Origin of the sequence: Microbacterium sp. Root53 (genome assembly GCF_001426925.1) — a bacterium.
Lineage (GTDB): Bacteria > Actinomycetota > Actinomycetes > Actinomycetales > Microbacteriaceae > Microbacterium.
On the sequence record NZ_LMFR01000012.1, the window covers coordinates 124,905 to 136,562 of the forward strand.

The window sequence follows — 11,658 nt, forward strand, 5'->3', positions numbered from 1 at the left end:
TGATCTGCGGTCGCCGCCCGGATCAGACCGTCCCGGCGGGCGGCCAGACGCCGATGATGATCGCCATGACCACGACCGTGACGAGCTCGTGCGCGATGTTCATGAGCGTCAGCTGGCCCGGCCGGCCCTCGAACGCGTCGTGCGTGATGAAGCGCGCGGCGGTGAGGCCCGCCCACAGCAGCACGGCGGTGACGAGCGCGGCCATGAGGTAGCTGCCCTGGTAGAAGTGCCAGGCGATGGTGATCGCCCCGGCGAGCACCCAGGCGGTGATGAAGCTGACGACCACGGTCACGACGATGGGCACGGTCGCGTCCTTGCCGGTGCCCTCCATCGACACCCCGGCCAGCTGCGACCACCGGGTGCCGAAGACCTTCGGCGCGTACCAGACCGAGCCGACGACCATGCTCGAGAGGGTGGCCAGGACGACGGCCCAGTAGTTGATCTCAGGAATCATGCCGCGACTGTACCGCGCGCCCGCCTCGCCGCGCGGGAGGCCGATCGAACGATCGCACTGCGGCCCCTTGCCGGTGTCGGCGGCCGGGCATACCGTGAGCGCGTCGGAGGCCACCCCACGACGAAAGGGCAGTCATGGCACACGGAGACGTCACGCACCTCGAGATCCCGGTCTCGGACCTGGAGAAGGGCAAGGCCTTCTACGCCGACCTGTTCGGCTGGCAGATCGAGGCTCCGCCGGGCTTCGAGGAGTACCCCATGTGGCAGAACCCCAACGGCGTCAGCGGTGGCGCGCTCACGCCGCGCGAGGAGGGCTTCACGCAGCCGCGCTCGATCGTCGAGGTCGACTCGATCGACGACACGCTCGCGAAGGCCGTCGCCGGCGGCGGCGAGATCGTCAAGGAGCGGACGCCGATCACCGAGACCAGCTGGTGGGCGCTGTTCCGCGACCCCGACGGCAACGTGGTCGGGCTGTTCGAGGGATCGATGTGATCACGTGACGACATGACGGGGCCGCACGGACATCCGTGCGGCCCCGGATCGGGTCGGTCGGTCAGCGCGACAGCAGCTGGCGCTTCGAGCTGATCACGCCGGTGTCGAACCCGGCCAGGTGCAGGCCGCCGTGGAAGCGGGCGTGCTCGATCTTGACGCAGCGGTCCATCACGACGGACAGGCCTGCGGCCTCCGCGAGCGCCGCGGCCTCCTCGTTCCAGGAGCCGAGCTGCAGCCACAGGGTCTTGGCGCCCACGTCGATCGCCTCCTGCGCGACGCCCGGCAGATCCTCGTGGCGGCGGAACACGTCGACGAGGTCGGGCACGACCGGCAGGTCGGCGAGCGACTTGTAGGCCGGGCGCCCCAGGATCGACTCGGCGCGCGGGTTCACGAAGTACACGTCGTAGGGCGAGCTTCCCAGCAGGTACGTCGCGACGAAGTAGCTCGCGCGCGCCGGGTTGTCGGACGCGCCGACGATCGCGATCGACTTGGTGGCGCGCAGGATCTCGTAGCGGTCCTGCGCTCCCGGGCCGACCCAGGTGCGGCCCGCCACCGGGGCCGAGGCCCAGGGCAGCTCGCAGGCCACGATGCCGCTTGCGCTCATCGGTTGACTCCCGTCGCCTCGGTGAGGGCCTGATCCAGGTCCCAGATGATGTCCTCGACGTCCTCCAAGCCGACCGAGATGCGGATCAGGTCGGCCGGGACCCCCGCGGCGACCAGCTGCTCGGGCGTGAGCTGCTGGTGCGTGGTGGACGCCGGGTGGATGACCAGCGTACGCGCGTCGCCGATGTTCGCCAGGTGCGAGGCCAGCTTGACCGAGTCGATGAAGCTCTCGCCCGCGGCACGGGCCGCGGCGGCGCGCTCGGCGTCGTCCGCGAACTCGCCGGCCGGCTTGACGCCGAACGCGAAGACCGAGCCGGGCCCGAGGGGGAAGTACTTCTGCGCGCGCTCGTGGTGCGGGTGCCCCTCGAGGCCGGCCCACGTCACGAACGAGACTCGCGGGTCGGTCGACAGCCACTCGGCGACCACGCGCGCGTTCGCGACGTGCGCGTCGATCCGCTGCGGCAGCGTCTCGACGCCCTGCAGCAGGTTGAACGCCGCCTGCGGCGTCAGGGCCGGGCCGATGTCGCGCAGCTGCTCGCTGCGGAGCTTGGTGAGGAAGCCGTACTCGCCGAAGTTGTCCCACCAGCGGATGCCGCCGTACGACGGCACCGGCTCGGTCATGGTCGGGAACTTCCCGTTCCCCCAGTCGAACTTGCCGGACTCGATCACGATGCCGCCGAGCGTCGTGCCGTGGCCGCCGAGGAACTTGGTGACCGAGTGGATCACGATGTCGGCGCCGTGCTCGAGCGGGCGCGACAGGTACGGGGTGGCGAGCGTCGCGTCGACCACGAGCGGCACGCCGGCGGCGTGCGCGACCTCGGCGAGGCCCGCGATGTCCGCGATCTCGCCGCCGGGGTTGCCGATCGCCTCGGTGTAGACGACCTTCGTGTTCGGGCGGATCGCGGCGGCGAAGTCGGCCGGGTCGCTCGAGGCGACGAACGTGGTGTCGACGCCGAAGCGGCGCAGCGTCACGTCGAGCTGCGTGATCGTGCCGCCGTACAGCTGCGCCGAGGCGACCACGTGGTCGCCCGCGCCGACCAGCGCGGCGAACGTGATGAACTCCGCGCTCATGCCGCTCGACGTGGCGACCGCTCCGATGCCGCCCTCGAGCGACGCCAGGCGCTCCTCGAGCGCCGCGACCGTCGGGTTGCCGATGCGCGAGTAGATGTTGCCGTACTTCTGCAGCGCGAACAGGTTCGCGGCGTCCTGCGCCCCGTCGAAGACGAACGACGTCGTCTGGTAGATCGGCACCGCGCGGGCGCCGGTGGCGGCGTCGGGGGTGCCGCCCGCGTGCAGCGCGCGCGTGCGGAACCCGAAACGGTGCTCCTCGGTCACAGGTTCTCCTTCTGGTGGGGCTTCTGGGCGGACTCCACCGCGGCGCGCACGCCGTCGACGGCCCAGGGGTTCTGCAGCGACGTCGTGTCGCCCAACTCGTCACCCTGCCACAGCTGCGCGAGCAGGCGGCGCAGGATCTTGCCCGAGCGCGTCTTGGGCAGCTCCGGCACGAACACGATGTGCTTGGGCTTGGCGACGGGCCCGATGTCGCGAGCGACCTGCGCGCGCAGCTCGTCCGCGTCCACGTCCTCGCGCGCCGCGACGAAGGCCGCGACCGCCTGGCCCGTGAGCGGGTCGGCGACGCCGGCGACGCCGGCCTCGCCGACCGCGGGGTGCGCGACCAGCGACGACTCGATCTCGATGGTCGACAGGCGGTGCCCCGACACGTTCACGACGTCGTCGAGGCGGCCGAGGATCCAGACGTTGCCGTCGGCGTCGATCGTCGCGCCGTCGCCCGCGACGTAGTACGCCCCGTGCTCCCCCTTGCCCGCGTAGGGCGCCCAGTACGAGTCGCGGTAGCGCTGCGGGTTCCCCCACACCGTGCGGGCCATCCCGGGCCAGGGACGGCGCACCACGAGCGTGCCGGCGCGGCCGGGCGCGACGGGCTCACCCTGCTCGTCGACCACCGCGGCGTCGATGCCCGGCAGCGGCACGGTCGCCGATCCGGGCTTGAGCGTGGTCACGCCCGGCAGGGGCGCGATCATCGCGGCGCCGGTCTCGGACTGCCACCACGTGTCGACCACGGGCACCTCGTCGCGGCCGTGGTTGCGGCGGAACCACACCCACGCCTCGGGGTTGATGGCCTCGCCGACCGTGCCCAGCAGGCGGATGGTCGACAGGTCGTACCCCTCGGGGATGCGCTCGCCCCACCACGTCATGAACGTGCGGATGAGGGTGGGCGCCGTGTAGTACACGGTCACGCCGTAGCGCTGGATGATCTCGAGGTGCCGCTCCTGCGTGGGGGTGTCCGGCGTTCCCTCGTAGATCACCTGGGTGAGACCGTTCGACAGCGGGCCGTATAGCTCGTAGGTGTGCGCGGTGACCCACGCGAGGTCGGCGGTGCACCAGTGCACGTCGTCGGGCTTGGCGTCGAAATGCGCCCAGTGCGCCCAGCTCGCGTGCGTCAGGTAGCCGCCCGACGTGTGCACGAGGCCCTTGGGCTTCCCGGTCGTGCCCGACGTGTAGATGATGAACAGCGGGTGCTCGGCGTCGAAGGCCTGCGGCTCGTGCACGTCCGGGGCGGTCTCGACCACGTCGTGCCACCAGACGTCGCGGCCCTCGGTCCAGGGCACGTCCTGGCCCGTGCGGCGCACCACCAGGACGTGCTCGAGGTGCGCGATGTCGGCCGCCGCGGCGTCGGCGTTGGACTTGACCTCCACGGCCTTGCCGCGGCGCCACTGGCCGTCGCTCGTGACGAGCAGCTTGGCGCCCGTGTCCTCGATCCGGAACCGCACCGCCTCCGCGGAGAAGCCGCCGAAGACGAGCGAGTGGACGGCGCCGATCCGCGCGCATGCGAGCGCGATCACGACGGTCTCGACGAGGACCGGCAGGTACACGACGACGCGGTCGCCGGGCTCGATGCCGAGCGCGAGCAGGCCGTTCGCGGCCTGCGACACGCGGCGCTGCAGGTCGGCGTACGTCACGGTGAGGCGGTCGCCGGGCTCGCCCTCGAAGTGCAGCGCGACCTTGTCGCCCCGCCCTCCGGCGACGTGCCGGTCGACGCAGTTCGCGGCGACGTTCAGCCGTCCGCCCGCGAACCAGCGCGCGGCGGGGACGGTCAGCTCGCCGTCGGCGCCGCGGACCGGCGGCTCCCACTCGTGCGCGGTGTGCCACGGCTCCGCCCAGTCGAGGCGGCGCGCCGCCTCCTCCCAGAATGCGATGGGGTCCGCCGCGGCGCGCGCGTACGCCTCGGCGCCCACGTTCGCCTGCGCGGCGAACGCGGCGGGCGCGGGGTATGCGCGCGTCTCCACGAGGCGGCTCTCCTCGGCGGAGGGCGCCAGCTCGGTCGCATCCGTCATCACAGCCACCTCTTCAGCACGGCCCGCTCGAACAGGACGAGCAGGGCGTTGGTCAGGGTGCCCAGCAGGGCGAGCAGCACGATCGCGAGCAGGATGCGGTCGACGCGACCGGTCTGCTGCGAGTCGGTGAGCAGCCAGCCGAGGCCCATCGATGACGCGATGAGCTCAGCCGCCACCAGGAAGAGCCACGCCTGCGCGAGAGCGAGGCGGAGGCCCGACACCAGGGACGGCACGACGGCGGGCAGCTGGATCGTGCGCAGGAGCGACCAGCCGCGCAGCCCGAACGAGCGGCCGGCCTCCACCAGATGCGGGTCGACGCGGCGCAGCGCGGCGGCCACGGTCGTGTAGACGGGGAAGAACGCGCCGATCGCGATCAGCGTGATCTTGGACTCCTCGCCGATCTGCAGCCACAGGATCAGCAGCGGCACCCAGGCGAGCGACGGCACGGCGCGCACCGCGACCAGCGTCGGGCTGAGCAGGATGTCCCCGAGGCGGGACAGGCCGACGATCGCGGCGGCCGCGAGCCCGATGACCGCCCCGGCCAGGAAGCCGATCACGACGCGCTGCGTCGAGATCGCGATGTGGAGCCACAGGCTGCCGTCGCCGATGAGCTGCCCGGCCGCCTGCACGACGGACAGCGGCGCCGGCAGGCGGTAGACGGGCACCGCGCCGGAGGCCGTGGCGATCTGCCATACGGTCACCAGCAGGACCGGCAGCGCGAGCCCTCCGACGACCCGGACGGACGTGCGCGACCACCACGGCCGCGCCGCGACCGGCGCCGCGGGGGCGCCGGTCGCGGCGTGCGTGCCGGAAGGCTGCGTCACTGTCCCGTGGCCTGCTTCGCGAAGGAGTCCTCGATGATCGACTCGAGGGCGGCGTCGACGGCCTCCTGGCCGCCCGCGACGTCGCCCGACTCCACGATCACCGGCGCGATCTTCTCGAGCACGGCGAGCTGGTCGGCGCCGGGAACCCCCGAGACGTCCAGGTTCGAGCGCTCCTCGATCACCGTGGCCGCGACGACGGGGGCGATGCCCGCGGCCTCGGCCAGCAGCGCCGCGGTCTCCTCCGGGTTCTCGAGAGCCCACGCGCGGGCCTCCTCGTACGCGTCGACGATCACCTGGGCGACATCCGCGTGGTTCTCGATGAAGTCCTCGGTCGCGTTGAGGAAGCCGTAGGTGTTGAAGTCGACGTTGCGGTAGATGAGCTGCGCGCCCGACTCGACCTCGGCGGCCGCCATGATCGGGTCCAGCCCCGCCCACGCGTCGACCGAGCCGCCCTCGAGCGCCGCGCGCCCGTCGGCGTGCTGCAGGTTCTGCACCTCGACGTCGTCCAGCGACAGGCCCGCGGTCTCGAGCGCCTGCAGCAGGAAGAAGTACGGGTCGGTGCCCTTCGTGGCCGCGATCGAGGCGCCCTCGAGCTGCTCGACCGACGTGATCTCGCTGTCGGCGCCGACCACGAGGGCCGACCACTCGGGCTGCGAATAGATGTCGATCACCTTGATCGGCGAGCCGTTGGCACGCGCGAACAGCGCCGCCGATCCGGCGGTGGACGCGACGTCGGCGGAGCCCGAGCGCAGCAGCTCGTTGGCCTTGTTCGAGCCGGCGGACTGCACCCACTCGACCTCGACGCCGTCGCCGAGCGCCGCCTCGATCAGGCCCTGGTCGCGGACCACGAGGCTCAGCGGGTTGTAGGTCGCCCAGTCGACCGTGACCGTGTCGGTCGACCACTCGGCCTCTCCCGACGCGGCCGCGGGAGCCGGCGCGTTCTCGCCCGCGACGCAGCCCGTGGCGACCATCGCCATGGCGCCGACCAGAGCGAGCGTCGGGACGGTGCGGCGGATGAGAGTGCTCATCGGTTCTCCTTGCGGGTGGTGGGGTGATGGTGGGTGTGCACGCCGAGCCCTTCCAGCAGGCCCGTGCGCAGATCCGCGAGCGCGCGATCGGCGCGGTCGCGAGGTCGGGAGCCCGGGACGGTGACGACCCGGGCGATGGAGCGGGGCGCGCCGGGGGCGGCCGCGGTCGCGGGCTCGTGGCGCTCCACGGCGACGGGCACCGCAGCTCCGGCGTCGCCGATGCCGGCGCCGGAGCCCAGGGCGACGACACGCGCGCGCTGGGCTGCGGGCGCCTCGGTCGGGTCGACGGCCGGGGCGTGGAGCGAGCGCAGCAGCAGGACGCGGTCGCCCAGATACAGGGCCTCCTCGACGTCGTGCGTAACGAGCAGGATGGTCGTCGGCTCGGCCGCGTGGATGTCCAGCAGCAGGTCCTGCATCCGCAGCCGCGTGAGCGCGTCGAGCGCGCCGAACGGCTCGTCGAGCAGCAGCACACCGGGGTTCCGCGCCAGCGCACGCGCGAGCGAGGCGCGCTGCGCCATGCCGCCCGAGACCTCGCGCGGGCGCTGGTCGGCGGCGTGCTCGAGCCCGACCAGCTGCAGCAGCTCGCGGACGCGCTCGCGCCCCTCGCGGCGGCCGGCGCGGCTGCTCAGCGTCCCGCGCGGCAGGCCGAGCTCGACGTTCTGCGCGAGCGTGCGCCACGGCAGCAGGCGCGGCTCCTGGAACGCCACGGCCGTGCGCTCATCCGTGTCAGACAGTGCGGTGCCGTCCAGGGTGATGGACCCGGCGGTCGGGGCGTCCAGCCCCGCGATCAGGCGCAGAAGCGTGGATTTGCCGCACCCGGACGGGCCGATCACCGAGAGGATCTCGCCGGGCGCGAGATCGATGTCGATGTCGCGCAGCACCTCGCGCGATCCGCCGGGCGCGGCGAAGGTGCGTCCGACGCCGGTCAGTGTGACGGCGCCGGCGCGCGCAGGGGCGACCGTTGGGGTGGGGAGGGACATCTCCCCCATGCTGACGCCGCGGACGCCGTCGTCCGAATCCGCGCGCAATATGACGTCACATTCCGCCGGGACCCGCGACATCCGACAGAATTCGCCCCTGCGGCTCCCGGACACACGAAGACGGGGTCGGATCCCGAAGGATCCGACCCCGTCTCAGGGTGTCAGCTGAGGATCAGCGACCGGCCAGCTTCTCGCGCAGAGCGGCGAGCGCCTCGTCGTCGGCCAGGGTGCCGGCGCCGGCCGACTCCGAGCTGAACGACGAGCCGGCGGCGAAGTCGTCGCCCGCCTCGGCCTCGGCCTCGGCGGCCTTGGCCACCTGAGCCTTGTGCTGCTCCCAGCGGGCCTGGGCGGCGGCGTACTCCTGCTCCCACTTCTCGCGGGCCTCGTCGAAGCCCTCGAGCCACTGGTTGGTCTCCGGGTCGAAGCCCTCGGGGTACTTGTACTCGCCGTTCTCGTCGTACTCGGTGACCATGCCGTACAGCGCCGGGTCGAACTCGGTGCCGTTGGGGTCGACCATCTCGTTCGCCTGCTTGAGCGAGAGCGAGATGCGGCGACGGTCGAGGTCGATGTCGATGACGCGGACGAAGACCTCCTCGCCCACCGAGACGACCTGCTCGGCCAGCTCGACGTGCTTCGACGACAGCTCCGAGATGTGCACGAGGCCCTCGATGCCGTCGGCGACGCGGACGAACGCACCGAACGGAACCAGCTTCGTGACCTTGCCCGGCGTGATCTGACCGATCGCGTGCGTGCGGGCGAAGACCTGCCACGGGTCCTCCTGGGTCGCCTTGAGCGACAGCGAGACGCGCTCGCGGTCCAGGTCGACCTCGAGGATCTCGACGGTGACCTCCTGGCCGACCTCGACGACCTCGGAGGCGTGCTCGATGTGCTTCCACGACAGCTCCGAGACGTGCACGAGGCCGTCCACGCCGCCGAGGTCGACGAACGCACCGAAGTTGACGATCGACGAGACGACGCCCTTGCGGACCTGACCCTTGTGCAGGTTGTTCAGGAACTGCGTGCGCGTGGCCGACTGCGTCTCCTCGAGGAGGGCGCGGCGCGAGAGCACGACGTTGTTGCGGTTCTTGTCGAGCTCGAGGATCTTGGCCTCGATCTCCTGGCCGAGGTACGGCGTGAGGTCGCGGACGCGGCGCAGCTCGATGAGCGACGCGGGCAGGAAGCCGCGCAGGCCGATGTCGACGATGAGACCGCCCTTGACGACCTCGATGACGGTGCCGGTGACGACGCCGTCGTTCTCCTTGATCTTCTCCACGTCGCCCCAGGCGCGCTCGTACTGCGCGCGCTTCTTCGACAGGATCAGACGGCCTTCCTTGTCCTCCTTCTGGAGGACCAGGGCCTCGACGACGTCTCCGACGCTGACGACCTCGTTGGGGTCGACGTCATGCTTGATGGAGAGCTCGCGCGAGGGGATGACGCCCTCGGTCTTGAAGCTCACGTCCAGCAGCACCTCGTCGCGGTCGATCTTGACGATCGTGCCCTCGATGATGTCGCCGTCGTTGAAGGACTTGAGGGTCTTCTCGACCGCGGCCAGGAAGTCCTCAGCAGAGCCGATGTCGTTGATCGCGACCTGCTTGGTGGCCGGGGCGGTCGTTGCGTTAGTCATGTAGTGGGTTGTCCTTGTTGGATTGTTTGCTCGGGCCGCGGCTCGGTCCCGGCCTCCGGTGCCCCGGACGCGCGAGACCACGGTTCGAACCGCGGCAGTTGGATTGTTCTCTTTCATCACGCGGTGGTCCGTCGCGGGAGAACCCGGATGACGCGCACACGCGTGACAGTTCAGGCTATCAGAGTCGAGGGTCCGTTCGGGGGCCGGATGCGAGCGGATCGCCCCGCGACAGGCCACGCTCGCTCGTCCACAGCCTCAGGTCGCGGGCGATGCCTTCCTCATCACACGAGATCACCCCCGCGCGTCGGCATCGAACGCCTACGTTCGCGGCATGTGCATCACGTCGAGCCCTCGATTCTCGATCGTCGAAGTGCGTCGCATCGGCGACGCGGAACCGGAGCGGGTGTTCCGGATGCTCGCCGACGCGCCGATCCGCATTCTCGCGCGCGCCATGCAACTCACGACCGGCGACGAAAGCAGCTGGGTGCACGAAGCCGAGTCCGACTGGTCACTCGCCGAGCTCGGCCGACGCGGGTGGGACTGGGAGGACGACGAACCGGGCTGCGACGAGCCGCTCGGCCCCGGGTACCGCGTCACCATCACCGGGTCCGAACCGGCCGAGGTCGGCGACTCCACCGTTCTCCTGCTCCGCTGCGGCGCCGAGCACCTGCCCAGGTTCTCGTGGTGGGATCTCGCGACGCCGATCGATCCGACACTTCTGCAACGCGACCTCGACATCGAGTTCGGGTTCGTGCCACGCCTGGTCGATCCCTCGCGCGCGGACGGCCCGGCACCCGGATCCCCTCTTGCAGACCTGTGCGCCCACCTGCCGCCGATCGACCGCGTGGCATTGGAGTCCCACCTCGAACAGCATGGACTGCTGCACCCCGCTCCCCTCGATGCACGGGAGACCACGGAGCTGACGTGGGCATTCGCGGCACTCGGCGACGCGATCGGCGGCGGCATCCCACAGGGCGCGGATGGCGGTCTCACGGCCGGATTCACCGAGGAGCTCGCGGGCACCCTGGGCTGGGAGCACACGCACGCGGGCGCGCTGATCGATGCCGCATGGCGGCATCGGCTGATGCGCCGGCTGCGCGGCCGGATCCTCACGACCAACCGGGGTCGGCTGAACAGCGCCAGAAGCAAGGCCGACATCGCCATTGACGCCGTCGGACTCTCCGCTCGCCATCCCTGGTCCGGGTCGCGAGAGACCGGCTCGACGCTCGCACTCCTCGCGATCGCCGACGGGATCGGCGAGCGCCTGGCCGACATCCCTTCCCTGCTCGCCGAAGCCCTCTCTCCTCTCGACGCACCCCGGGGAACGCACCCGCACGCCGAGTTCATCGGCGACCGCAGTCGCGAGACCCTCGCCCGCGACGATCTCCCCGACGTGCTCGCAGGCCTCGCTCTGCTCAGCGCACGTGGAGCACACGGCGTGATCACCCCACCGATGCGTCGACTCGCGAACCACCTCGCGGTGCAGCCGCGACGGTTCAGCCCCTTCTGAAGCGAGCATGCATGTTCTACAATGAAGCACATGTCGGAGATCGGGATCCGCGAGCTCAAGCAGAACGCCTCCGCCGTGGTCGCGCGGGTCACGGCGGGTGAAACCGTGGTGATCACCGACCGACGTCGCCCCGTGGCCCAGCTCTCGCCTCTGCCGCAATCGCCGCTCGAGCAGCTGCGAACGGCCGGTCAGGCCCGCACCGCGAGACGGTCGCTCGACGAGCTCGGGATGCCACCGGGCGGCATCGACGAGAGCGGGCGGGTGACCGCGGCCCTCCTCGCGCTGCGTGAAGACGAACGGCACTGAGCGTGGCCCACTACCTGGACACGTCCGCACTGGTGAAGCTGGCCGTGCATGAGGCCGAGAGCGCGGCACTGTTCGCCTGGGCGAAGGGTTACGGCGGCGATGCGCTCGTGACGTCGGATATCGCGCGAACGGAGCTCATGCGCGCCCTGCGGCGCTCGGCTCCCGACGCCGCGCAGCGCGGGCGCATCGTGCTGGAGAGCGTCACGCTCATCGGCCTGAGCCCGCAGATCCTCGACGCGGCGGGCCGCCTCGAACCCGTGACGCTGCGCAGTCTCGACGCGATCCATCTCTCCTCAGCGCTCGCGCTGGGCGACGACCTGGAGTCGCTCGTCACCTATGACGAACGACTCGCTGACGCGACGCGCGCATACGGCATCCCTGTCACCGCACCGGCCTGATCCGCACGACGGCCCCGCCTGGATGCCCGCAGCCCAGGTCACATCATCCGTCGCGAGATCACATCCGTCCCGCGAGATCACCCGCGG

At 71.3% G+C, this 11,658-nt stretch carries 12 protein-coding genes; 4 read left to right on the top strand and 8 right to left on the bottom strand.

The features are described 5' to 3' along the window. Window positions 1-22: 22 nt before the first annotated feature. Window positions 23-454, bottom strand: coding sequence for a DUF1761 domain-containing protein (locus tag ASD19_RS05475; protein ID WP_055990541.1), 432 nt, complete (start codon window positions 452-454; stop codon window positions 23-25). Window positions 455-588: 134 nt separating this feature from the next. On the opposite strand from ASD19_RS05475, the gene ASD19_RS05480 reads away from it, so the two are divergent. Further along, on the top strand, window positions 589-945 hold the full coding sequence (locus ASD19_RS05480; RefSeq protein ID WP_055989502.1) for a VOC family protein: 357 nt from the start codon (window positions 589-591) through the stop codon (window positions 943-945). 61 nt (window positions 946-1,006) lie between these two features. Here ASD19_RS05480 and ASD19_RS05485 read toward each other — a convergent pair whose 3' ends face one another. The 7 genes from ASD19_RS05485 to rpsA all read right to left on the bottom strand — a co-directional run bounded on the left by ASD19_RS05485 (window position 1,007) and on the right by rpsA (window position 9,357). Beyond that, the gene (locus ASD19_RS05485; RefSeq protein WP_055989505.1) at window positions 1,007-1,549 is read right to left on the bottom strand and encodes a CoA-binding protein; all 543 of its coding nucleotides are present in this window, start codon (window positions 1,547-1,549) and stop codon (window positions 1,007-1,009) included. After that, a complete protein-coding gene (locus tag ASD19_RS05490) occupies window positions 1,546-2,883 on the bottom strand; it encodes an O-acetylhomoserine aminocarboxypropyltransferase/cysteine synthase family protein (RefSeq protein ID WP_055989508.1) in 1,338 nt (445 codons plus the stop codon). Before ASD19_RS05490 ends, ASD19_RS05485 begins: the two co-directional genes overlap by 4 nt. Beyond that, window positions 2,880-4,901 carry an acetate--CoA ligase gene (gene acs, locus ASD19_RS05495; RefSeq protein ID WP_055989511.1) on the bottom strand — a complete coding sequence of 674 codons (2,022 nt, stop codon included), beginning with the start codon at window positions 4,899-4,901 and terminating at the stop codon, window positions 2,880-2,882. The genes ASD19_RS05490 and acs overlap by 4 nt, the downstream gene beginning before the upstream one ends. Next, window positions 4,901-5,725: an ABC transporter permease gene (locus ASD19_RS05500; protein WP_055989514.1), complete on the bottom strand. Its 825-nt coding sequence runs from the start codon at window positions 5,723-5,725 to the stop codon at window positions 4,901-4,903. Before ASD19_RS05500 ends, acs begins: the two co-directional genes overlap by 1 nt. Next, window positions 5,722-6,753: an aliphatic sulfonate ABC transporter substrate-binding protein gene (locus ASD19_RS05505; protein WP_055989516.1), complete on the bottom strand. Its 1,032-nt coding sequence runs from the start codon at window positions 6,751-6,753 to the stop codon at window positions 5,722-5,724. The genes ASD19_RS05500 and ASD19_RS05505 overlap by 4 nt, the downstream gene beginning before the upstream one ends. Beyond that, window positions 6,750-7,733, bottom strand: coding sequence for an ABC transporter ATP-binding protein (locus ASD19_RS05510; RefSeq protein WP_134744989.1), 984 nt, complete (start codon window positions 7,731-7,733; stop codon window positions 6,750-6,752). Before ASD19_RS05510 ends, ASD19_RS05505 begins: the two co-directional genes overlap by 4 nt. A 172-nt stretch (window positions 7,734-7,905) precedes the next feature. After that, complete coding sequence (rpsA, locus tag ASD19_RS05515; RefSeq protein ID WP_055989519.1) at window positions 7,906-9,357, bottom strand: 30S ribosomal protein S1; 1,452 nt, start codon at window positions 9,355-9,357, stop codon at window positions 7,906-7,908. Window positions 9,358-9,688: 331 nt separating this feature from the next. On the opposite strand from rpsA, the gene ASD19_RS05520 reads away from it, so the two are divergent. The 3 genes from ASD19_RS05520 to ASD19_RS05530 are packed head-to-tail and all read left to right on the top strand — an operon-like array spanning window position 9,689 to window position 11,571. Beyond that, the gene (locus tag ASD19_RS05520) at window positions 9,689-10,867 is read left to right on the top strand and encodes a hypothetical protein (RefSeq protein ID WP_055989523.1); all 1,179 of its coding nucleotides are present in this window, start codon (window positions 9,689-9,691) and stop codon (window positions 10,865-10,867) included. A 30-nt stretch (window positions 10,868-10,897) separates the two neighbouring features. Then, window positions 10,898-11,173: a type II toxin-antitoxin system Phd/YefM family antitoxin gene (locus ASD19_RS05525; protein ID WP_055989526.1), complete on the top strand. Its 276-nt coding sequence runs from the start codon at window positions 10,898-10,900 to the stop codon at window positions 11,171-11,173. Between the two features lie 2 nt (window positions 11,174-11,175). Continuing rightward, the gene (locus ASD19_RS05530; protein WP_055989529.1) at window positions 11,176-11,571 is read left to right on the top strand and encodes a type II toxin-antitoxin system VapC family toxin; all 396 of its coding nucleotides are present in this window, start codon (window positions 11,176-11,178) and stop codon (window positions 11,569-11,571) included. Window positions 11,572-11,658 lie beyond the last annotated feature (87 nt).

Coding starts and splice junctions, on each gene's coding strand:
- ASD19_RS05475 (WP_055990541.1), bottom strand. CDS start 454: ATGATTCCTGAGATCAACTACTGGGCCGTCGTCCTGGCCACCCTCTCG.
- ASD19_RS05480 (WP_055989502.1), top strand. CDS start 589: ATGGCACACGGAGACGTCACGCACCTCGAGATCCCGGTCTCGGACCTG.
- ASD19_RS05485 (WP_055989505.1), bottom strand. CDS start 1,549: ATGAGCGCAAGCGGCATCGTGGCCTGCGAGCTGCCCTGGGCCTCGGCC.
- acs (WP_055989511.1), bottom strand. CDS start 4,901: ATGACGGATGCGACCGAGCTGGCGCCCTCCGCCGAGGAGAGCCGCCTC.
- ASD19_RS05505 (WP_055989516.1), bottom strand. CDS start 6,753: ATGAGCACTCTCATCCGCCGCACCGTCCCGACGCTCGCTCTGGTCGGC.
- ASD19_RS05510 (WP_134744989.1), bottom strand. CDS start 7,733: ATGTCCCTCCCCACCCCAACGGTCGCCCCTGCGCGCGCCGGCGCCGTC.
- rpsA (WP_055989519.1), bottom strand. CDS start 9,357: ATGACTAACGCAACGACCGCCCCGGCCACCAAGCAGGTCGCGATCAAC.
- ASD19_RS05520 (WP_055989523.1), top strand. CDS start 9,689: ATGTGCATCACGTCGAGCCCTCGATTCTCGATCGTCGAAGTGCGTCGC.
- ASD19_RS05525 (WP_055989526.1), top strand. CDS start 10,898: ATGTCGGAGATCGGGATCCGCGAGCTCAAGCAGAACGCCTCCGCCGTG.